Raw genomic sequence first — 20078 nt, 5'->3', positions numbered from 1 at the left:
GCGATGGCCGAACAGGCACCCTCGAACGCAGCGCACGCCGCGGAGGGACTCCCGCGCGGTGATCTCGGCCGACGCATCGCCCGGCGGCGCGCGGAACTCGGATTGACCCGGGGTGACACGGGCGCCCGAGCGGGCATGACGGGCAGCTACGTCCGGCACTTGGAAGAGCACCCGGACGCCGCACCGGACTCCGGCGCCCTGCGCAGGCTGGCCGGAGCCCTGGAAACCACCGTGTCGGAGCTCGCCGGCGGCAACGTCGATCTGCCGCCCGGCACCGGACAGGCCACTCGCCACCCCGAGTTCACCGAGCTGAGCACGGCGGAGTGCTGGGCGTTGCTCTCGACGCACGGCGTGGGAAGGCTCGCGGTGCCCACCGAGTCCGGGCCGGTCATCGTCCCGGTCAACTACACGGTCATCGACGACGCGATCGTTTTCAGGACCGCACCGGGCACGACACCGTCCCAGGCGTCCGATGTCCTGGCTGCCTTCGAAGTCGACCGCATCGACGACGTCTTCAGCCAGGGCTGGAGCGTCCTGGTACGGGGCCACGCCCAGATCGTGATGGATCCCGAGGTCGCACGCCGACTGGAGGAGCGGGCCTACAGCACGCCCTGGGCAGGAGGGAAGCGCGACCTGTGGGTGCGCATCGTCCCGCTTGTCATCACCGGGCGCCGGATCACGGTCTGACAGGGGGCCGTTCTCCGGCAGGGCGAGGACCGATGGCCCTCGCCCTCGGTTCTCGCCCGGCGAAGGATGGACAACTACGGCAGTACCGCCGTACCAGGTGAAAGACGGACTGGCTGATGTATCCCAACGACGGTTTCCGCGAACTCGAACGGCGGGAGTGTCTGCGCCTGTTGGCGCAGGCGCCCGTCGGCCGCATCGTCCACACACGCCAGGCGCTGCCAGCGGTGCTGCCGGTCAACTTCGCTCTGGACACCGACGACTCAGTGCTGCTGCGCACGTCGTCCGCCTCGGAACTGGTACGCGCCATCGAGGGCTCGGTGGTCGCCTTCGAGGTCGACGAGGTCGACGCGGCGACGCACTCCGGATGGAGCGTCGTCGTCACCGGCTCGGCGACCGTGGTGAGGGACCCCGCCGAGCACGCTCGGCTGGCCCGTACCGGCCCGCCCTCCTGGGTGCCGTCGCCCGATGAGGTATTCGTCCGCATCGAACCCGAGTTGGTGACGGGGCGTGAACTCGTCGCCGGACAGACCATGTACGGGGTGGACCTCTCCTCCTGAGTATCAGTCACCACAGCCGTTCTTGCGCACTCGCCGCCACCGCGTTCCGGACGTACGGCCCTGCGAATAAGGGGCCGTTCGGACCGTCGACGGGCCCCGTGCGGCCCCTGCCCCGGGCTCGGGCGGACGACGAGCATCATCTGCGGAGCTGCCCCGGCGCCCGGCTGGACCGGCGGTCCCGTCCGCAGCGGACGAGTCCCCGGCACCCCCTTCCGGCCGTACACCAAGAGCACGGCACAGAAGGGAAACTGAACGATGACTGCCCACGACGTGGTCGTAGGAGTGGACGGCACGCTCGTCGCCGTACGGGCGTTGGACTGGGCCGCGGATGAAGCAGTACGACGCGGCGCCACCCTGCGTATCGTGTACGCCGCGCCCGATGCGGACGAAGCCGCGCCGATCCTTGCGTCGGCTGCCACACGGATCCATGAGCGTCACTTCGGCCTGCCGACGGAGACGACGGCCGCGGAGGGAGACGCCGTACGTGCGTTGGCGCGCGAGAGCGAGCACGCCGCCCTGACCGTTGTCGGGACCCGCGGGTTCGGCGGAGTCACCGGCCTGCTGTTCGGCTCGGTGAGTCTGCGTCTGGCCGCTCGCGTGCACGGCCCTCTCGTGGTCGTACGCGGTGATCATCCGTGCGACGGCGAGGTGTTGCTCGGACTGGCGGACGACGCCCACGCGGATGTGGCCGCCTACGCCTTCCAGGAGGCGGAGCGGCGGGGTGCCCGGCTGCGTGTCCTGCACTCCTGGACCCATCGGCACACCACACCGGAGTTGCCCTCGCCGCTGCCGGCGACGAGCCTGGGACAACGGCAACTCGCCCAGCAGGACCGGGCCGAGGAGGCCGTGCCGCGCTTCTCCATTGCAGGCTTGAGGGAGCGGTATCCCGAGGTCGAAGTGGAGCCCCGCACGGTCCGGACGAGCCCGGCACACGCGCTGCTGGAGGCCACCCGCGACGCCTCAGTCGTCGTCATTGGCGCCCAACGGCACGCCAGTTGGCACCGCCCGCGCCTGGGCCCGGTTACGCACACCCTGCTGCACCGCTCCCACTGCCCCGTGGTCGTGGTGCCCACCGGCTGAGGACTCCGCCGACCGGCCGCGCGCTTGCTGATCGGCTTCAACAGCGGCCGCAGTCAGGGACGTTCGGCCCCTCGTCCGGGCCCTGCAGACCCTCCGGCAGCGCGCGGCGGGGCGGGACAGTGAGAGCGAAACGAGAGCCACCAACACGCAAGCATGTCACCCGTCGAAAGGGATGAGCATCATGGCCGTGCACGAGCACCCTCACCAACGCCCGGGATTCCGTTTCCCGTCCCTGCACAGGGCCGGGGCGGCTCCGGGAACCGCTGATTCGACGGCTGAGGTGGTGACGGCTGCGAGTGCGTATGTCTTCGCGTCGCTGCGGTTGCTGACGGGATTCGTCTTCTTGTGGGCGTTCCTGGACAAGACGTTCGGGTTCGGTTACGCGACTCAGTCCGGTAGGGGCTGGGTCGATGGTGGGTCGCCGACCATGGGTTTCCTCAGTGGTGTTGCGGTGGGGCCGATGGAGTCCACCTTCCATGAGTGGGCGGGGGACGGCTGGGCGGACTGGCTGTTCATGCTGGGTCTGCTGGGTCTGCTGGGCATCGGGCTCGCTGTGACCGCTGGTGTCGGTCTGCGGCTGGCCGCGATCGCGGGGGCGGCGATGATGGCGTTGATGTGGGTCGCGGAGTGGCCGCCGGCGAAGCACCTGTCGGATGGTGCGGCGAGCATGTCGACCAACCCGTTCGCCGATTACCACGTCGTCTACGCCGTCGTCCTGGTCGCTCTGGCCGCCGCGGGCGCCGGCGCCACCTGGGGTCTGGGCAAGGCCTGGGCACGGCTGCCGTTCGTCAGCCGCAACCACTGGCTCCTCTGACCGCCGTCCTCGTCGCACCGGGGCACCGCCGCTCCCCGTGGTGGTGCCCCGTTCGCTTGCCCCGCCCACCGGCTGCATACGGGGACCGTTCGGCCCTGCTGCGGCGGGCCTCGGGCGACAAGAGTGGGATCAGATCCCGAAGGAGACCAAGCATGCTCCGAACCGTCACCGTCGGCTTGGACGGCTCGCCCGAGAGCCTCGCTGCGGCCGACTGGGCCGCCCGCGAAGCCCTGTTCCGAGCGGCCGCTCTCCGTCTCGTACACGTCGGCGAGCAGCCGCCCTACGCCTACGTACCGTTCGCTGCGGAAACCGTGCCCCCGCCCGGTGCCGACCGGTCCGCGAACATGTTGCGCGAGGTGCCCGCATCCCTTACCTACCGGTACCCCGGCTTGCGGATCACCGCCGAGCAGGCTTCTGGGCAGCCCACGAAGGTTCTGACGGCTGAGGCGAAGGATGCCGAGCTGCTGGTGCTCGGGTCACGAGGGCTGGGCAGGACAGCCGGACTCCTGCTCGGTTCAGTGGCGTTGGCCGTCGTGGCCAGGGCCGAGGCGCCGGTCGTCCTGGTGCGGGCGGAGGCCGAGGGTGCGGACGAACGCCTGCCGGACACTGCCGGGACCGCCGCAGCCGCCACGTCGTTCCGCGATGTTGTAGTCGGACTTGACCTGCACGCCCCCGACGACACGGTTCTGGAGTTCGCCTTCAACGCCGCCGTCCGCCGTGCCGCCGTCCTGCGAGTCGTCCACGGTTGGAGCCTGCAGGCACGGGAGGAGTTGACCGACACGTTGCGGCCGTGGCGTGAGAAGTTCCCCGGCGTCGACGTGACTGAGGAGGCCGTGATCGGCCAGGCGGGTCCGCACCTGGTGGACGCCTCCCGCAGAGCCTCGCTGGTTGTCGTCGGCCGGAGGAACCGCCACGTTCCGATTGGCACGCACATCGGCCCGGTGACCAACGCGGTGCTGCACCATGCCGTCGCGCCGGTCGCTGTGGTTCCCCACGACTGATCGACGACGGGGCGGTCGCCGCTTCACTTCCTGCCTCGGGGCCCCTGACCAGGCCCAGGGGGTGTTCCGAGGCACCGGGTTGCCGCGGACGATCTCCCACGCCGCGGCGTAGCGCCCCGCAAGGGTGCTTTCTCGTCAGGCGATGGTGATGCTGTCGTCGAGGTAGACGTCCTGGACGGCGTGGAGCAGCTCGATGCCCTCGCCGGTGGCCCGCTGGAAGGCCTTGCGGCCGGTGATGAGGCCGGTGCCGCCGGCCCGCTTGTTGATCACCGCGGTGCGTACGGCCTGGGCGAGGTCGCCCGTGCCTGCCGAGGCGCCGCCGCTGTTGATCAGTCCGACCCGGCCCATGTAGCAGTTGGCGACCTGCCAGCGGGTGAGGTCGATGGGGTGGTCGGTGGTGAGCCTGTCGTACAGGAGTTGGTCGGTCTTGCCGAATTCCAGCGCGCGGTAGCCGCCGTTGTTCTCCGGCTGCTTCTGCTTGACGATGTCGGCCTCGATGGTCACGCCGAGGTGGTTGGCCTGGCCGGTGAGGTCGGCCGACAGCGCGTAGTCCACGCCGTCCTTCTTGAACGCCGAGTTGCGCAGGTAGCACCAGAGCACGGTGAACATGCCCAGTTCGTGGGCCCGTGCGAAGACTTCGCTGACCTCCTGCAGCTGGCGGTCCGACTGCTCCGAGCCGAAGTAGACCGTGGCACCGACGCCGGCCGCGCCGAGCTCGAAGCACTGCTCGACGTTGCCGAACAGGATTTGGTCGTGGTGGTTCGGATAGGTCAGCAGCTCGTTGTGGTTGAGCTTCACGACGAAGGGGATCTTGTGCGCGTAGCGCCGCGACACGGCCCCGAGCGCACCGAGCGTGCTGGCGACCGCGTTGCAGCCGCCCTCGACGGCGAGTTCCACGATGTTCTTGGGATCGAGGTAGCGGGGGTTCGGGGCGAACGCCGACGCCGCGGAATGCTCGATGCCCTGGTCGACCGGCAGGATCGACACGTATCCCGTGCCGGCCAGTCGGCCGTGGTCGAAGAGGGACTGCAGGTTGCGCAGCACCCGGGGTGAGCGGTCGGTTCCGGCCACGACCCGGTCGACGAAGTCATGGCCCGGCAGGACCAGGTCTTCCTTGGGAATCCCCTGGGCGGTATGGGCCAGCAGGTCCTTGGCCTCGTCGCCCAGCAAGCCTTGAATGTCGGTCATCGTTCCGTCTCTCCTGTCACCCGGAATGCTGATGGAGGGAGCCACAGGCCGTGCCTACCGACCTTGAATGCGTGATGTCGTCATGGCGGGGTGGGGCGAAGTCCGGTGCCGGTGAGGCAGCCGTCGAGTGCGTCGCTGCGGTATTGGAGTAGGCGTAGGCCCTGCCGGACAGCGGCGATGAGGTCCTCCGGGTCGGCGAACGCGCGGTTGGCCAGTGTCGTCCGGCGGAGGATGGACCAGATTCCTTCGACTGGGTTGAGGTCAGGCGCATAGGCAGGCAGCTGGTAGACGGTGAGCCAGTCGCGCTCGGCGATGTAGCGGCGCATCCCCGCTGTCAGGTGCGTGTTGAGGTTGTCCCACACCAGCACGATCGGGCCACCGAGCTGGTGGTGAGCGGCCTGGACGAGATCGCGGTAGTCGGTCCAGGCGAAGCTCTTGCGTCCGTCCGGCCGGGTGTCGGGGCGGGGTCGGTAGATCAGCCGGGACGCCCGCCCGGGTTTGTAGCAGGCCAGGGCGGCGACCGATAAGCGGCGGCGGGAACGGCCACGGACCCGCACGATCGGCGTGTGCCCGCGTCGGGACCAGGTGCGGGTGGTGGGCGGCGTCATCGAGAAGCCGGCCTCGTCCTCGAACACGAGCCAGGCGTCGAGCGCCGCCGCGGTCATTCCACGCGCGGCCAGGTCTCTTTCACCCAGCCGGCCACCGCTTCCTCGTCCCGCTCAAGCGCCCGGCGGGCGGGGACCTGGCAGGTCCAGCCGTGCCGCTTGAGCAGGGCCGCGACGCCCTGGACCGTGTAGCTCTTGTGGAACCGGCGCCCGATCAGGGTCTTGATGCGCGACAGAGTCCAGGTCTGGTCCGGCCAGCCATGCGCGACCGGTCCCTTGTCCAACTCACGTTCCAGCACCACGAACAGTTCGTCGCTCAGCAGCGGCAGCGACGCCGGGCCCTTCGACGCCAGTGCTCGCGGACCTTCTTCGGCCCACGCTTTCCGCCAGCGTTGCACCGAGCGGACGGTGACCCGCAGATCACGGGCGACGACGGCATTGTCGTCACCCCGGACGAAGCGTTCGGCGGCCTCTCTCCGTAACCGCTCACGAAACGCCCGACGTTCAGCGGTCAGCCCGCCACCCTGCGCGTACCTCATAAAGACGGCATACCGCTGGGATCACCAGCCGTCAGCCCTCACGACACCACGCTTTCAAGGTCAGTAATCAGCGGTACGACCGGGCCCTGGCCCGAGGCCAGGTTCACAGAGCTTTTATGTACGGCCGTCCCGCAGATTCACTGTCAACCATGCAGCGCGGCGGGATCGCTCGGCAGAGCCAGTTGGTCCCCTCATCGAGGCCGAACGGCCCTCAAAGGGACGATGCCGGCGTTGAGAGCAGGCAGCCTGACGCCAGTCCGCCGGGACCTTCGGGGCCCGCCGTGGAACAGTGGGAGAAGGGTAAAGGGGTCGCGGGACGTGCCTGCCAAGGTGCACGGCGGGTGAAGGAGGATGCGATGAGTCAGCCTGTGCTGACGGGCATCGACGGATCCGAACGTAGCCTGGTCGCGGCCGACTGGGCAGCGCGGGAAGCGGTGCTGCGTGGCGTTCCCCTGCGTATCGTGAACGCCTCACCACCGCTTCCGGGCGAGGCCGTTCCGGTCCCGGCCGTGGAAACGCTGCACCATTTGGGTGAGCGCATGCTCCAGCAGGCGATCGCCGGTCTCGGCGCCCGCTACCCGGATCTCGAGGTGCGGGGCGAGCAGGTCGCCGACGCCCCGGCCATTGCCCTCCTCGACGCGGCGCGCAGCGCGGGGCTCCTCGTGGTCGGTGCACGAGGCTCGGGTGGCTTCGACGGACTTGCGGTCGGCTCGGTGGCGCTGCGGGTCGCGGCAGGAGCCGCATGCCCGGTCGTGCTGGTGCCCGAGCAGCCGCTCGGGGGCTTCGGGGACGGGACGCGGGTGGCAGGCGGTGCCGGCCAGGTCGTGGCGGGTTTCGACGCACACCGTCCGGTCGGCGAGGTGGCGGACTTCGCGTTCGTAGCCGCCGAGGCGCACGGGGCGCGTCTGAGGGTGGTGCAGGCATGGGCGTTTCCCGCCGAGGCCGTGTCTCCCCAGATGCTGTTCGTGACCGAAGAGGACCGTGCCACCTGGGAGGATCAGGAGGTCATGCAGCTGTCCGACGCTCTGCGCACGCGGCGGGAGAAGTTCCAGGAGGTGGCTGTGCGTAGCGATGTCGTCCTGCTCCACCCCGCGGAAGCGCTCCTGAACGCTTCCCGGGGAGCGGACCTGCTGGTCGTGGGCCGACGCACTGGCTCACAGGCGACCGAGGGTCGGCTGGGGCCGGTCACCGACGCCGTACTGCACCACATCCGCTGTCCGGTGGCGGTCGTACCGTACGGCGGCTGACAGCGGAGAGCATCAGCCGAAGAAAACCTCGAACTCGTCGTACAGCGACGGATCCACCGACTTGGTCTTCGTCCTGGTGTCGGCGAGGGGAACGCGGATGATCTGCGTGCCGCGCAGGGCCACCATGCTGCCGAAGTCACCGTCCTTGACCGCGTCGACGGCGTGCAGCCCGAAGCGTGTGGCCAGCCAGCGGTCGAAGGCGCTCGGGGTGCCCCCGCGCTGGACGTGGCCGAGGACCGTCGTGCGGGCGTCCATGCCGGTGCGCTCCTCGATCTCCTGTGCCAGCCACTCGCCGATGCCGGACAGCCGCACATGGCCGAACTCGTCCAGCGTCTTGTCCTTGAGGATCATCTGTCCCTCTTTGGGCAAGGCTCCTTCAGCCGCCACGACGATGGGCGCATAGTGGATCTTGAATCGGCTCTTCACCCAGGCACAGACCTGATCGATGTCGAACGGCTGCTCTGGGATGAGGATCACGTTGGCCCCGCCTGCGACGCCGGCGTGCAGGGCGATCCACCCGGAGTGCCGGCCCATCACCTCTACCACCAGGGTGCGCATGTGCGACTCGGCGGTCGTGTGGAGGCGGTCGATGGCCTCTGTGGCGATGCCCACGGCCGTGTCGAAGCCGAAGGTGTAGTCGGTGCCGGACACATCGTTGTCGATGGTCTTGGGCACGCCGACCAGCTTGATCCCCTGACGGCTCAGTTCGGCGGCCACGCCGAGCGTGTCCTCGCCGCCGATCACGATGAGCGCGTCCACCTGGTGGGAGGCAAGGGTGTCCTGGATGCGCCGCACCCCGTCCTCGTGCTTGAACGGGTTGGTGCGAGAGGAACCCAGGATGGTTCCGCCGCGTGGCAGAATCCCGCGCACGCTGGAGATGTCCAGCGGTACGACATTGCCCTGGAGCGCGCCGAGCCAGCCGTCGCGCAGGCCGATGAAATCGAAGGCGTACTCCTGGATGCCCTTGCGGACGACGCTGCGGATCACGGCGTTCAGGCCGGGACAGTCACCGCCGCCGGTCAGCACTCCGACCTTCATGGCGTTCTCCCTCTCTGCGCGGAGTGACGTCGGCGGACGCTGATACAGCGGCCGGTCCATGTGCTCGACGAGGGAGCCGCCGCTCCTGAGGCAGTCATGTTCTGGTGGGGGAAGGCCGGGAGGCGTCGATCCGGTACCCGATGTGTGTGGAGACCGAGACCACGCCGTCAACATTCCGGCACAGGCGTTCGATGATGGGGATCAGGCTGCTCACCTGGACGGATCCTCCGAGGGTCACCTGCCCTTCGCGCACTCTGACCGTGATATCTGAGGGTGCGAGGTTCAGCGTCTGCCGCAGTACGTCCTGGGTGATCTCGTCGCGGATGGCGTCGTCCCGGCGCAGGAAGACCCGCAGCAGATCTCCTCGACTGACAATGCCCTTGAGCCGGTCGGCCTCGTCCACCACAGGCAGCCGCTTGACGTTTCGGAGCGCCATCAGGCGGGCCGCCTCGACCACGGTCCACTCGGGACGTGCGCACAGGGCGGGAGCCGACATCAGCTCCTCGGCCCTGGCGCCCGCGGCCTTGGCGCGCTCCCATGCCTCCAGGTGAGGAACGGGAGTCCGGCTGGACGGGTCGGTCTGGACAGAGCACTTGCGCAGCAGGTCGGCCTCGGACACCACGCCCACGGGGTGGTCCAGTTCGTCCACCACGGGTACGGCCGTGACGTCGTTCTCCGCCAGCAGCTTGACGATCTCCTTAAAGGGCATGTCGCGCCGGGCCCGGACGACATTGTGGGTCATCAGGTCGGCGACCGTACGGTGCTGCATGTCGCTCCTCCCTTCCCCTGGTGACAGCCGACGACTGTCACGTTTCAACCGTGTCAGGACTCAGTCGTCCACAGGAGAGGCCATCCAGGCCCTGTTCAGGGCTGGTTGGCCCCGGAAACGGTCTGTTCGGCCCCCTCGAGTCAGGGTTTTCCAGCCCATGTGGTTGAACGCCATGCGTGCCACGTTGGGTGCAGGAGCAGTCTGAGGAAACGGGTGGCGATCATGCGAGCTCAACTCGGGGATGTACTTGTTGTCGAAAGCCCGATCACCGGCGTCACCAAGCGCGACGGCGAGATAGTCGGACTGCACCACAAGGACGGCACGCCTCCCTACGACGTGCTCTGGTCGGACACGCATCGGGTGTCGCTCGTGTTCCCCGGACCCGACGCGCACGTCCATCATGTCGAACACGGCGCCGGAAACCCGCCCGCTGAGCGCAACACGACCGGCACGGCGTGAAGCACCGGGAATGGTCGGAATCCCTGTGGGCGAGGGAGCCGTAGGCCCGGGGCCGACTGTGGATGGCGGCACGCGTCGGGCAAACAGCTCCCCACGACAGCGTGTTGACCGCGACTCCTTCACCGAGCAGCCGTAGTGAAGTCCTCCTTCGCGGCCATGGAACCCGGCCGGCCGAGCACGCTGGCGGACACCTCGACCGGCAGCCGGTACGGCGCCAGGGGCGCGCGCCCGCGAGGGAATCGAGCGCGGCCGGGACGACCAGCCCGGTGCCGAGCCCGAGCAGCAGCATGCCGGGGAGCACGTTCTCGTAGGTGCCGGAGACATCCGCGGCGGACAGCTGCCACGGTCTGTCATGTTCTGGACCAAGGAGCTATTGCCCAATATCTGAATTGCAAAAATTCGCAAGTCCATACATGCTGGAGTGGCTGTGCCCGCTCCGCCGGTAGCCGCGGGGGCAGCGCAGTCGTGTCTGCCCGGACCGGCGGGTGTGTGGATAGGGGAAGCCGAGGCGTCGTGTCTGTTCCGCTGTACCAGGCCAAGGCCGAGTTCTTCCGGATGCTGGGGCATCCGGTCCGTATCCGGGTGCTGGAGCTGTTGCAGGATGGTCCGAAGCCGGTACGGGAGTTGCGCGCGGCGATCGAGGTGGAGCCATCCGGCCTGTCGCAGCAACTGGCGGTGCTGCGCCGCTCGGGGATCGTCACGTCGCAGCGGGAAGGCTCGACGGTCGTCTACGCACTGGCCGGCGGGGACGTCGCCGACCTGATGCGGGCCGCGCGCCGGATCCTGACCGAGATGCTTGCGGGTCGCAACGAGCTGCTGGCCGAACTGCGTGAGGCCGGGGTCGCCCCGCGATGATCTCGTCACTTGGCCGGGCTTGGTCCCGGATCGTCGGGCTCCTGCCCGCCTATTCCGATCTGGCGGAGATGCGGCGCGACCCTCGCCGGGACTTGCTCGCCGGACTGACCGTGGCGATCGTGGCGTTGCCGCTCGCGCTCGGATTCGGAGTTTCCTCCGGTCTCGGCGCGGAAGCCGGACTGGCGACCGCCGTGGTCGCGGGCGCCCTGGTGGCGGTGTTCGGCGGGTCGAATCTTCAGGTGTCGGGGCCGACGGGGGCGATGACGGTCGTCCTGGTGCCGATCGTCGGCCAGTACGGTCCTACGGGTGTGCTGACCGTCGGTCTGATGGCGGGCGTGATGCTGATCGCGCTCGCGGCGGCCAGGGCCGGGAAGTACATGCAGTACGTGCCCGCGCCGGTGGTCGAGGGCTTCACTCTGGGCATTGCCTGCGTGATCGGGCTCCAGCAGATCCCGAACGCGCTCGGCGTGCCCAAGCCCGAGGGCGACCGGGTGCTGGTGGTCACCTGGCGCGCGATGGAGGAGTTCGCGAAGGCCCCGAACTGGACCGCCGTCGGCCTCGCGGTCGCGGTGGCCGCCGTGATGCTGGCCGGGGCGCGCTGGCGGCCCACGGTTCCCTTCTCGATCCTGGCCGTCATCGCCGCGACGGTCGTGGCGCAGGCCGCAGGGCTGGACGCGGCTCAGCCGATCGGTGCGCTGCCGTCGGGCCTGCCCGCGCCGTCGCTGTCCTTCCTCGACGTGGGCTCGCTGGGCTCGCTGCTCGCCCCGGCCGTGGCGGTCGCCGCGCTCGCCGCACTGGAATCCCTGCTGTCCGCCTCGGTCGCCGACGGCATGACGGTCGGCCAGCAGCACGACCCCGACCGGGAGCTGTTCGGCCAGGGCCTCGCCAACATCGCCGCCCCGCTGTTCGGCGGCGTGCCCGCGACCGGCGCAATCGCCCGCACCGCGGTCAACGTCCGCACCGGCGCGAGCTCTCGGCTCGCCGCCCTCACGCACGCCGCGATCCTCGCCGTGATCGTCTTCGCGGCGGCGCCCCTCGTCTCGAAGATCCCGCTCGCAGCCCTCGCCGGCGTGCTGCTGGCCACCGCGATCCGCATGGTCGAGGTCGGCTCACTGCGGGCGATGGTCAGGGCCACCCGCTCGGACGCGATCATCCTGGTCCTCACCGCAATGGCCACGTTGGCGCTGGACCTGGTCTACGCCGTCATCATCGGCCTGGTCGTTGCGGGCGCCCTCGCGCTGCGCGCCGTCGCCAAACAGGCCCGCCTGGACCAGGTCCCGCTGGACCGGGCCGACCACACGGAGGAGGAGCACGCCCTCCTCGCCGAGCACATCGTGGCGTACCGCATCGACGGCCCGCTGTTCTTCGCAGCCGCCCACCGCTTCCTGCTGGAACTGACGGACGTGGCCGACGTGCGGGTCGTGATCCTGCGCATGTCCAGGGTGTCGACGATGGACGCCACCGGGGCCCTGGTCCTCAAGGACGCGGTGGTGAAGCTGAAGCGGCGCGGAATCCTCGTTCTGGCCTCAGGGATACGACCCGGACAGCGCCAAGTCCTGAACTCTGTAGGCGCGTTGGACCTGCTGCGGCACGAGGGTCGGGAGCACGCCACTACCCCCGAGGCGATCTTGGCCGCCCGCGACCACCTGGAGACGGTCGGAGTCCTGACCGCGATCCCCGCGCAGAAGACGAGCCCGAAGCCTGTAGACACCCGCGAGGAGCGAGTCCGATGAGCACCACGCCCGCTCCGCTACGCATGGTCGCGGTCTCCGGCGTGGAGGCGCTGTGGCTGCTGGAAGGTTCGGCGCTCAGCCGGTTGGTACTACTGCAGGGGGAGTTGGCCGTCGTACGGCCCGCCCGGCATGTGTGGGAGTACGGCCGACTGGTCGTCCGCGCCCCAGTGCAGGCGGCCGCGGTCCTGACGACGGCGACGTACTACGTGGACGAGATCCGAGCCGCGACCGGCACCGGCTGGACGGTGATGGCGGCCGGACCCGCGGAAGTGATCACTGACCCGGACGAGGCCGCGCACTACCGGCGCACGCTTGTCGGCTGGACGCACGGACCGCACGACACCATTTCGTGTATCCGCCCCCAGACGGTCACCGGGTTCCGTCTCGCACGAAGCGCGGAGCGCTGATGTCCGCGCAGTTGGAGGCGCTGCCCCACCGCCACGTACTCACCCTCCCTGCGCTGCCGTCCGCGGTCCGGCTCTCCCGCGAGGTCGCCGAACAGGCGCTGGTCGAATGGGGCATCGGCCTGCGCCATCCCACGGTGGACCCGGCGCTGCTGATCCTGGGCGAGCTGGTCACGAACAGCGTCCGGCACGCCGCCGTGCTCTCTCCGCAGCTCACCGTCATCTACGCGGCGGGCGCCGACTGCCTGGCTTTAGCCGTCCACGACCGCCACCCGTATCAGCCGCCGATGTACGCGTCGGTCACCGGAACGGGAACCGGTGGTCTTGGCACCGTCATGGAACTCACCCTCGGCCTGGGCGGCACCGCGGTTGTCCGGGCCGACGCCGACGGCGGCGGCAAGAGCATCTGGATCACCCTGCCCCTGTGAGGGGCAGCCCCGGCAAGGAAGTTTCACCACCATGACCATCGAGTGGCGCTACACCATCGAGCAGGACCTCGGCATCCTCTCCGTCTCCGGTTACCTGGGCCCGGACGCAGTCCGCCGTTTCAGCGGCGCGGTCGGCTGGGTCGTCGCGCGCGGCACCGGCCCGGTCATCGTCGACCTGACCGGGCTGCGCAGCTGGTCGGCCGAGGGACAACTGGCCATCACCGAGGCCGCCCGCCGCCTCGCCGACGACGGCCGGATCCTGGAGCTGGCCGCGATCCCCGCCGACGGGTCCCTGGTCCCGCCGGGTGACTGCCCGCCCATCCCGGTCCACGGCGACCTGGCGGCAGCCCTTGTCGCCCACGCCAGGACAGAAGCGGCTGCCGACGAGGGGTAGCAGACGTGGCGCACCGACGGGTGGCCCTCCTGACTGACGTATCGATTCGAACCTGCGACTGAAAGATTTTGTGTAATGAGCGAGAAGCTTCCCCCATGCCCCACATGCTCCGGTGAGTACACGTACGAGATGGGCGCGCTGCTGGTCTGCCGGGAGTGCGGGCACGAGTGGTCACCGTCCGACGCGCCCATGGCCGACAGCGCGGACAGGGTGATCAACGACTCGGTCGGAAACGTGCTTGCCGATGGCGACACCGTGACGGTGGTCAGGACGCTGAAGGTCAAGGGCAGCCCGACCGGAATCAAGGCAGGTACCAAGGTGCGCAACATCCGCCTCGTCGACGGTGTGGACGGTCACGACATCGACTGCAAGGTCGACGGGTTCGGGGCCATGCAGCTGAAGTCCAGCGTGGTCAAAAAGGTGTGACCTCGGCGGCATGAAGACCGCCTGCATCACAGTGTTGAGCAAGGCGACTCATGTCCGGCGGCGGGCATCCCGTGTGGCGGGATTGCTAATCTCGGCAATTTCTGAGTTCGTCTCCGCTGGATTTCGCGGCTCGGATCCTCAGTGCGGGTTCGGCCGCTCGGAGCCGCACGCGAGGATGGGGCGCATGTTGTCGACGAGCAGTTGGATGCGATGGACCGAGGTCCGGCCGGTGGGGCCGTCCTGTTGTGTCGGAGAGGGGACGGCACGATGAGTACGCCGCTCTACCAACTGAAGGCCGAGTTCTTCAAGACGCTCGGCCACCCGGCCCGCATCCGCGTCCTGGAGCTGCTGAGCGAGCGCGAGCACGCGGTCGCCGAGATGCTGCCCGAGGTGGGCATCGAGCCCGCGCACCTGTCCCAGCAGCTGGCCGTACTGCGCCGGGCCAACCTGGTCGTGACCCGCAAGGAAGGCTCGACCGTGTACTACTCGCTCACCAGCCCGCACGTCGCCGAATTGCTCAGGGTCGCCCGCACCATCCTGTCCGGGGTGCTGGCCGGGCAGGCCGAGCTGTTGACCGACCTGCGGGCAGCGCAGGGGGAGGCGAAACCGCCGTCGTAGCGGTGGCCCTCGAACGGTGGGAGCCGTGACCCTGGGCATGGGGTGGCTGGTTGGCCGCCTGCAGACAAGTCCTCGGCGTGCTCCTCACCTGATGCCGCGTCATGCACGGCCTGAGCAGTCCGAAATCGGTGTCCTGCGGCTCACCTACCAGGGCCGTACGGCACTTGAGGCATTCCGGTCGCAGGTGTTGCCTGGAAGGAGCGGAGGAGGCCGTCATGCGCACCGAGATCTCCACCAGGCGTACATCCCACAGGCTGCGGCGACCGATCGTTCTGGCCGCCGCGGCACTCCTCGTGTCATCCGCGGCGACCGCGTGCGGCAGTGACGCCGGCACCTCGGGCACCTCTCCCGGCACCGCCCGGCCGAGCCCGTCGAGCACCGATGGCACCAGTGGCGGCACGACGGGAGGCAGCCCCACCACACCTGGCCGGGACGCCACCACCACGCCCGGCACCCCCGGGACGACGGACACGCCCGCACCGCCAACGACCCCTGGTGGCGGACCGCGCCAGGTGCGCGCGTCGGTGTACTTCCTGCACGGCGAGAAAGTCGCGCCCGTTCCGCGCACCGTGACCACTCCCACCACCACGTCCAGTGCGCTGCGGGCCTTGCTGGCAGGGCCCAGCCGCTACGAACGCGGCCACGGGCGCACCACGGCCATTCCTTCGGGCACGACGCTGAACTCCGTCGTGGTGAACCGCCACGTGGCCACGGTGGACCTGTCGGGGCGGTACGACGACGGCGGCGGAAGCCTGTCGATGCGGGCCCGCCTCGCGCAGGTGGTGTTCACCGCGACCCGCTTCCCCGCCATCGAGAAGGTGCGCTTCGAGCTGGACGGCAAGCCAGTCACGGCCTTCGGCGGTGAGGGCATCGTCCTCAACCGGCCGGTGGGCCGGGCCGACTTCGAGGACCTCGTGCCGCTCGTCCTCGTCGAGTCGCCGCTGATCGGCGACACCATCCGCACGCCTGTCAGGGTGTGGGGGAGTGCCAACACCTTCGAGGCGACCCTCCGTCTGAAGATCACCGACGCCGCGGGGCGCACGGTGGCGAACATCTACGCCACGGCGACCTCCGGCAGCGGGACGCGGGGCACGTTCGACGTGACGTTCCCCTACAAGGCGACCCGCTCGGGCGTCGGCACGCTCACGGCGTACTGGGATTCTCCTGAGGACGGCCGCGTGGTGGTCGAGGACACCGTGCCCCTGAACGTCTTGGGGTGACGCCTACCTCGACTCACGGCAGACCGGGCGTCGCGTGACGCACGCAGGTCGATCCAGTCAGGCGGGTGTGGATCGGTCCGCGACGGTGAGCCGGATTCCCGTGACCAGATCGGGGTGGATACGGACCGCGTGGTCCATGGTCTGCTGAACCCAGGGGTGGAGCAGGGCCTGGTAGATGGCCAGCTCCTCCGGATCGGTCACCAGGTGGGCGTAGCCGGTGACGACCACGCTCCAGCCGAGGTGGGTGTCCGGGTCGATTGTGTCGGCCTCGTAGGCGACGACGACGCCGGGCACACCGGCCTGCCGCGTGTGCGAGGTGAGGGCTCCGCCCTCGTGGGTGCGGATGACGATGTCGCCATCGATCAGGATGTGGTTGACCGGCCGGATGGTCGGCAACGCGTGCTGCGTGAAGACGATCCGGCCCAGGGACATACTGCCCAGCAGTCGCAGTGCTTCGGTGGTGTCGAGCTCGATGCTCTGGCGCGGGCCGACAGGGATCGGCTGGGCATGGTTGGTGTCCATGGAATGTTTCCGTACGGATTCGTCGCTCACTGCTTCGGGCACCTGGCCGGTTCACCCAGCGTTTTGCACGTGTGCATCTCGCAATTGAAAGCAGGTCATGATCGGCCCGCCAGGGCCGTTCGGCCCTGACTTGCGGCCGCCCGGCCCTGCGCGGTTTGGATCTTCACGAAGTCGTCGTCCAGCTCTCTGCCCGCCCACCCCGCCACGGGGGCGGCGTGGCCAACCTGCGGGCCGCGTCCCTGCGGTGCAGGAGTCTGTCGGCCTGGCTGCGCAGCCGGCCGTGGATCCGGTCGGCGAGCTCATGTGCGCTCGCCTCCCGGGCGTGCACCACCACGAGGATGTTGCCCACCACGATCTCGGCCTCGGCCGACCACGGGTGCTCGGCGTGGTGCGTCGAGGCCCGGGCGATCCGCACTTCGCCGCTGACGGCCGGAAGTCCTGGCCGGACGAGGGCCGCACCGACCTTGGCACGGACGTACGCGATGGCTTCCTCGTTCACGTCGCCCTCGGCGCGCACCCGCACCTCGGCGCTGGGAACCTGGGTTCCGGTTTCCCTGGCAGCTATGTGCGCCACTCTCCAGTCCCTCACCTGCTGTCGCTGACCTCGGTCCCAGGCAACGCGGCCCGGCCCGCCTCCAGACGGGCGATCGGGACGCGGAACGGCGAGCAGGAGACGTAGTCCAGTCCCGCGCGGTGGAAGAAGTGGACGGACTCGGGGTCGCCGCCGTGTTCTCCGCAGACGCCGATCTTCAGGCCGGGACGTGCGGCGCGGCCCTCGGCGACGGCGATCTCGACCAGCCGGCCCACGCCGTCGCGGTCGATGGTCTCGAACGGGGAGGTGGCGAAGATGCCCTTGTCGAGGTAGGCGGAGAAGAACGCCGCCTCCACGTCGTCGCGGGAGAAGCCCCAGGTCGTCTGCGTCAGGTCGTTCGTGCCGAAGGAGAAGAACTCGGCCTCCTCGGCGATCCGTCCTGCGGTGAGCGCGGCCCTGGGCAGTTCGATCATGGTGCCGACCGGGCAGTGGACCGGAACGCCCGTTTCCTCGGATACCTCAGCCAACACCCGTTCCACTTCTTCACGCTCGATCCGCAGTTCCTCGACGGCGCCGACCAGCGGAACCATGATCTCCGCCTCGGGGGCGCCTCCGGCCCGCGTACGCTCCACGACCGCTTCGGCGATGGCCCGTACCTGCATGGCGACCAGGCCCGGGATCACGAGGCCGAGGCGCACGCCGCGCAGGCCGAGCATCGGGTTCTCCTCATGCATGCGGTTCACGGCCTCGAGCAGTTCGACGTCGTGCGGGTCCGGCAGGTCGCCGTGGGCCTCGGCGGAGGCGATGCGGACGGCGAGTTCGGTGTGGTCGGGCAGGAACTCGTGCAGCGGCGGGTCGAGCAGGCGGATGGTGACGGGCAGCCGGTCCATCGCCTCCAGGATGCCGATGAAGTCCTGCCGCTGGAGGGGGAGCAGCGCGGCGAGCGCGCGGTCCCGCTCGGTGTCCGAGCGGGCCAGGATCATCTCCTCGACCAGCTTGCGGCGCTCGCCGAGGAACATGTGCTCGGTGCGGCACAGGCCGACGCCCTGAGCACCGAACCGGCGAGCGCGTGCGGCGTCCTCGGGGGTGTCGGCGTTGGCGCGCACCTCCAGTCGCCGAATGTCGTCGGCCTGCTTCAGGACGCGGGCCACCGGGCCGACGACCCAGTCCGACTGCTCCAACCACACACCGGCTTCCAGGTACCGCATGACCGCGGAGTCGACCAGCGGTGCCGCACCCGGGTACACGGCACCCGCCGAGCCGTCCACCGAGAGAACCGTGCCCTCCTCGACGACCGTGCCGTCGCGGGTGGTGAAGCGGCGGGCCTCGGTGTCCACGGTGAGTTCCTCGGCGCCGCAGACGCAGACTTTGCCCATGCCGCGGGCGACGACGGCAGCGTGACTGGTCTTGCCGCCGCGGCTGGTCAGCACCGCCTGGGCGGCGATCATGCCGGGCAGGTCGTCGGGGGTGGTCTCCTGGCGTACGAGGACGACCTTCTCGCCGGCCGCGGCACGCCGTACGGCCTCGGCGGAGTCGAAGACGGCGGCGCCGACCGCGGCACCTGGCGAGGCGGGGATGCCGTGAGCGAGCGCCTCCCCGGTCGCAGAGGCGTCGAAGCTCGGGAACATCAGGTGCGCGAGCCCGTCCCCGCTGACCCGCGCCAGGGCCTCGTCCGGGGTGACGAGCCCCTCGTCGATCAGCTCGGCGGCGATGGCGAAAGAGGCCGCGGCGGTGCGCTTGCCGACCCGGGTCTGCAGCATCCACAGGGTGCCGCGCTCGATGGTGAACTCGATGTCGCACAGGTCCCGGTAGTGCCGCTCCAAGGTCCGCATGTGGTCGCGCAGCTGCCGGTACGAGCCCGGGTCCAGTCGCTCCAGGTCGGTGAGTGGCACGGTGTTGCGAATGCCGGCGACGACGTCCTCGCCCTGTGCGTTCGGCAGGTAGTCGCCGTACGGGCCGGTGCGGCCGGTGGCCGGGTCGCGGGTGAAGGCGACGCCGCTGCCCGAGTCGGCGCCCAGGTTGCCGAACACCATGCGCTGGACGGTGACCGCGGTGCCCAGGTCGTCGGGGATGTGCTCGCGGCGCCGGTAGAGGCGGGCCCGCTCACCGTTCCAGGACTGGAAGACGGCGAGGATCGCCCGGCGCACCTGCTCGGCGGGGGACTGGGGGAAGTCCTGGCCGGTTTCGTCGTGGATCAGGTTCTTGTACACGTCCACGAGCTCAGCGAGGTCGCTCGCCTCCAGGTGCACGTCGTCCGGGACGCCGCGGATCGTCTTGAGGGCCGTCATGGCCCTCTCGAACAGCGCGGAGTCGACGCCCATGACCGTGCTGCCGAACATTTGGACCAGTCGACGGTACGAGTCCCAGGCGAAGCGCTCGCTCCCGGAGACCTTGGCCAGGCCCAGGACCGAGTCGTCGTTCAGGCCGATGTCGAGGACCGTCTCCATCATGCCGGGCATGGAGAAGCGTGCCCCGGAGCGGACCGACAGCAGCAGCGGGTCGTCCGGCTGCCCCACCGTCCGTCCGGAGGCGGCCTCAAGGGCCGACAGGTGCCGGGAGACGTCCTCCGACATACCGTCTGGTTCGGCACCCGTGGCCAGGAAGGCCCGGCAGGCATCGGTGGAGACGATGAAACCGGGTGGCACCGGCAGGCCCAGCCGGGCCATCTCGGCCAGGTTCGCGCCCTTGCCACCGAGCAGGTCGGCCATGTCACGGCCGCCCTCGTGGAAGTCGTACACGTAACGGACCATGACGCAGTGCTCCTCAGCTTCGTTCCGCAGCTTGGCGGGGCTCCGTTCCGTTCCAGCGTCGAACGGATACCGGTACGAGGGCAGGTGCCGGTCGTCCCGTCGGGTGGGCCGGTCGGCCCCAGTCGTCGTGAGCGGGCTCCAATCAGGGCCGACCGGCCCTGGTCTTTCGGCCCTGACGCGGCAAGGATTTCTGTATGGAGGCCGAAACCGTC

The 20078-nt window shown here is 69.6% G+C and carries 21 protein-coding genes and 1 pseudogene; 15 read left to right on the top strand and 7 right to left on the bottom strand.

The window, feature by feature from the left end:
* Window positions 1-3: 3 nt before the first annotated feature.
* The 5 genes from OG828_RS07580 to OG828_RS07560 all read left to right on the top strand — a co-directional run bounded on the left by OG828_RS07580 (window position 4) and on the right by OG828_RS07560 (window position 4139).
* Complete coding sequence (locus tag OG828_RS07580) at window positions 4-687, top strand: helix-turn-helix domain-containing protein (protein WP_328500564.1); 684 nt, start codon at window positions 4-6, stop codon at window positions 685-687.
* A 116-nt stretch (window positions 688-803) separates the two neighbouring features.
* Window positions 804-1244, top strand: a complete 441-nt coding sequence (locus OG828_RS07575) for a pyridoxamine 5'-phosphate oxidase family protein (RefSeq protein WP_328437237.1) — start codon at window positions 804-806, stop codon at window positions 1242-1244.
* A 255-nt stretch (window positions 1245-1499) separates the two neighbouring features.
* The gene (locus OG828_RS07570; protein ID WP_328500563.1) at window positions 1500-2324 is read left to right on the top strand and encodes a universal stress protein; all 825 of its coding nucleotides are present in this window, start codon (window positions 1500-1502) and stop codon (window positions 2322-2324) included.
* A 181-nt stretch (window positions 2325-2505) separates the two neighbouring features.
* A complete protein-coding gene (locus OG828_RS07565; protein WP_328500562.1) occupies window positions 2506-3138 on the top strand; it encodes a hypothetical protein in 633 nt (210 codons plus the stop codon).
* Window positions 3139-3290: 152 nt separating this feature from the next.
* A complete protein-coding gene (locus OG828_RS07560) occupies window positions 3291-4139 on the top strand; it encodes a universal stress protein (protein WP_328500561.1) in 849 nt (282 codons plus the stop codon).
* A 135-nt stretch (window positions 4140-4274) separates the two neighbouring features.
* On the opposite strand, the gene OG828_RS07555 is transcribed toward OG828_RS07560, so the two are convergent.
* On the bottom strand, window positions 4275-5327 hold the full coding sequence (locus OG828_RS07555; protein ID WP_328500560.1) for a class I fructose-bisphosphate aldolase: 1053 nt from the start codon (window positions 5325-5327) through the stop codon (window positions 4275-4277).
* Between the two features lie 80 nt (window positions 5328-5407).
* A protein-coding gene (locus OG828_RS49485; protein WP_443062357.1) for an IS630 family transposase occupies window positions 5408-6471 on the bottom strand; the annotation gives its coding sequence in 2 pieces (ribosomal slippage) (window positions 5408-6025 and window positions 6028-6471; 1062 coding nt in all).
* 356 nt (window positions 6472-6827) lie between these two features.
* On the opposite strand from OG828_RS49485, the gene OG828_RS07540 reads away from it, so the two are divergent.
* The gene (locus OG828_RS07540; protein WP_328437233.1) at window positions 6828-7718 is read left to right on the top strand and encodes a universal stress protein; all 891 of its coding nucleotides are present in this window, start codon (window positions 6828-6830) and stop codon (window positions 7716-7718) included.
* A 12-nt stretch (window positions 7719-7730) separates the two neighbouring features.
* Here the strand turns inward: OG828_RS07540 and OG828_RS07535 are convergent, their stop codons facing one another.
* Both OG828_RS07535 and OG828_RS07530 read right to left on the bottom strand, forming a co-directional pair.
* Window positions 7731-8756, bottom strand: coding sequence for a 6-phosphofructokinase (locus OG828_RS07535; RefSeq protein ID WP_328500559.1), 1026 nt, complete (start codon window positions 8754-8756; stop codon window positions 7731-7733).
* A gap of 94 nt (window positions 8757-8850) precedes the next feature.
* Complete coding sequence (locus OG828_RS07530) at window positions 8851-9525, bottom strand: CBS domain-containing protein (RefSeq protein WP_328500558.1); 675 nt, start codon at window positions 9523-9525, stop codon at window positions 8851-8853.
* Window positions 9526-9747: 222 nt separating this feature from the next.
* Between OG828_RS07530 and OG828_RS07525 the strand changes: the two are divergent.
* The 9 genes and pseudogenes from OG828_RS07525 to OG828_RS07485 all read left to right on the top strand — a co-directional run.
* A pseudogene (locus OG828_RS07525) lies at window positions 9748-9928 on the top strand (DUF1918 domain-containing protein); the annotation flags it as partial.
* Between the two features lie 569 nt (window positions 9929-10497).
* Window positions 10498-10839, top strand: a complete 342-nt coding sequence (locus OG828_RS07520) for an ArsR/SmtB family transcription factor (RefSeq protein WP_328437232.1) — start codon at window positions 10498-10500, stop codon at window positions 10837-10839.
* On the top strand, window positions 10836-12572 hold the full coding sequence (locus tag OG828_RS07515; protein ID WP_328500556.1) for a SulP family inorganic anion transporter: 1737 nt from the start codon (window positions 10836-10838) through the stop codon (window positions 12570-12572). The genes OG828_RS07520 and OG828_RS07515 overlap by 4 nt, the downstream gene beginning before the upstream one ends.
* Complete coding sequence (locus OG828_RS07510; RefSeq protein WP_328437230.1) at window positions 12569-12979, top strand: pyridoxamine 5'-phosphate oxidase family protein; 411 nt, start codon at window positions 12569-12571, stop codon at window positions 12977-12979. Before OG828_RS07515 ends, OG828_RS07510 begins: the two co-directional genes overlap by 4 nt.
* Window positions 12979-13404: an ATP-binding protein gene (locus tag OG828_RS07505; RefSeq protein ID WP_328500555.1), complete on the top strand. Its 426-nt coding sequence runs from the start codon at window positions 12979-12981 to the stop codon at window positions 13402-13404. The genes OG828_RS07510 and OG828_RS07505 overlap by 1 nt, the downstream gene beginning before the upstream one ends.
* A gap of 31 nt (window positions 13405-13435) precedes the next feature.
* The gene (locus OG828_RS07500) at window positions 13436-13798 is read left to right on the top strand and encodes an anti-sigma factor antagonist (protein WP_328437228.1); all 363 of its coding nucleotides are present in this window, start codon (window positions 13436-13438) and stop codon (window positions 13796-13798) included.
* 75 nt (window positions 13799-13873) lie between these two features.
* Window positions 13874-14224, top strand: a complete 351-nt coding sequence (locus OG828_RS07495) for a zinc ribbon domain-containing protein YjdM (protein WP_328500554.1) — start codon at window positions 13874-13876, stop codon at window positions 14222-14224.
* A gap of 267 nt (window positions 14225-14491) precedes the next feature.
* Window positions 14492-14842: an ArsR/SmtB family transcription factor gene (locus OG828_RS07490; protein ID WP_328437226.1), complete on the top strand. Its 351-nt coding sequence runs from the start codon at window positions 14492-14494 to the stop codon at window positions 14840-14842.
* Between the two features lie 215 nt (window positions 14843-15057).
* Window positions 15058-16062: a GerMN domain-containing protein gene (locus OG828_RS07485; RefSeq protein ID WP_328500553.1), complete on the top strand. Its 1005-nt coding sequence runs from the start codon at window positions 15058-15060 to the stop codon at window positions 16060-16062.
* A 57-nt stretch (window positions 16063-16119) separates the two neighbouring features.
* Here OG828_RS07485 and OG828_RS07480 read toward each other — a convergent pair whose 3' ends face one another.
* From OG828_RS07480 to ppdK, 3 genes are all read right to left on the bottom strand, one after another.
* Window positions 16120-16584 carry a pyridoxamine 5'-phosphate oxidase family protein gene (locus OG828_RS07480; protein ID WP_328500552.1) on the bottom strand — a complete coding sequence of 155 codons (465 nt, stop codon included), beginning with the start codon at window positions 16582-16584 and terminating at the stop codon, window positions 16120-16122.
* Window positions 16585-16747: 163 nt separating this feature from the next.
* Entirely contained in the window at window positions 16748-17149 is a 402-nt protein-coding gene (locus tag OG828_RS07475; protein WP_328504818.1) for a hypothetical protein, read from the bottom strand.
* Window positions 17150-17169: 20 nt separating this feature from the next.
* Window positions 17170-19866: a pyruvate, phosphate dikinase gene (gene ppdK / locus OG828_RS07470; protein ID WP_328500551.1), complete on the bottom strand. Its 2697-nt coding sequence runs from the start codon at window positions 19864-19866 to the stop codon at window positions 17170-17172.
* Between the last annotated feature and the right edge of the window lie 212 nt (window positions 19867-20078).

The sequence above is a fragment of the Streptomyces sp. NBC_00457 genome (assembly GCF_036014015.1).
Lineage (GTDB): Bacteria > Actinomycetota > Actinomycetes > Streptomycetales > Streptomycetaceae > Streptomyces.
This window is presented reverse-complemented; position numbering and strand designations above follow the sequence as displayed.

Bases quoted from the DNA above. Each gene is read 5' to 3' on its own strand.
- OG828_RS07505 (WP_328500555.1), top strand. From the start codon at position 12,979: ATGTCCGCGCAGTTGGAGGCGCTGCCCCACCGCCACGTACTCACCCTC.
- OG828_RS07495 (WP_328500554.1), top strand. From the start codon at position 13,874: ATGAGCGAGAAGCTTCCCCCATGCCCCACATGCTCCGGTGAGTACACG.
- OG828_RS07530 (WP_328500558.1), bottom strand. From the start codon at position 9,525: ATGCAGCACCGTACGGTCGCCGACCTGATGACCCACAATGTCGTCCGG.
- OG828_RS07580 (WP_328500564.1), top strand. From the start codon at position 4: ATGGCCGAACAGGCACCCTCGAACGCAGCGCACGCCGCGGAGGGACTC.
- OG828_RS07555 (WP_328500560.1), bottom strand. From the start codon at position 5,327: ATGACCGACATTCAAGGCTTGCTGGGCGACGAGGCCAAGGACCTGCTG.
- OG828_RS07510 (WP_328437230.1), top strand. From the start codon at position 12,569: ATGAGCACCACGCCCGCTCCGCTACGCATGGTCGCGGTCTCCGGCGTG.
- OG828_RS07570 (WP_328500563.1), top strand. From the start codon at position 1,500: ATGACTGCCCACGACGTGGTCGTAGGAGTGGACGGCACGCTCGTCGCC.
- OG828_RS07490 (WP_328437226.1), top strand. From the start codon at position 14,492: ATGAGTACGCCGCTCTACCAACTGAAGGCCGAGTTCTTCAAGACGCTC.
- OG828_RS07480 (WP_328500552.1), bottom strand. From the start codon at position 16,584: ATGGACACCAACCATGCCCAGCCGATCCCTGTCGGCCCGCGCCAGAGC.
- OG828_RS07560 (WP_328500561.1), top strand. From the start codon at position 3,291: ATGCTCCGAACCGTCACCGTCGGCTTGGACGGCTCGCCCGAGAGCCTC.
- OG828_RS07575 (WP_328437237.1), top strand. From the start codon at position 804: ATGTATCCCAACGACGGTTTCCGCGAACTCGAACGGCGGGAGTGTCTG.
- OG828_RS07565 (WP_328500562.1), top strand. From the start codon at position 2,506: ATGGCCGTGCACGAGCACCCTCACCAACGCCCGGGATTCCGTTTCCCG.
- ppdK (WP_328500551.1), bottom strand. From the start codon at position 19,866: ATGGTCCGTTACGTGTACGACTTCCACGAGGGCGGCCGTGACATGGCC.
- OG828_RS07500 (WP_328437228.1), top strand. From the start codon at position 13,436: ATGACCATCGAGTGGCGCTACACCATCGAGCAGGACCTCGGCATCCTC.
- OG828_RS07535 (WP_328500559.1), bottom strand. From the start codon at position 8,756: ATGAAGGTCGGAGTGCTGACCGGCGGCGGTGACTGTCCCGGCCTGAAC.
- OG828_RS07540 (WP_328437233.1), top strand. From the start codon at position 6,828: ATGAGTCAGCCTGTGCTGACGGGCATCGACGGATCCGAACGTAGCCTG.
- OG828_RS07515 (WP_328500556.1), top strand. From the start codon at position 10,836: ATGATCTCGTCACTTGGCCGGGCTTGGTCCCGGATCGTCGGGCTCCTG.
- OG828_RS07485 (WP_328500553.1), top strand. From the start codon at position 15,058: ATGCGCACCGAGATCTCCACCAGGCGTACATCCCACAGGCTGCGGCGA.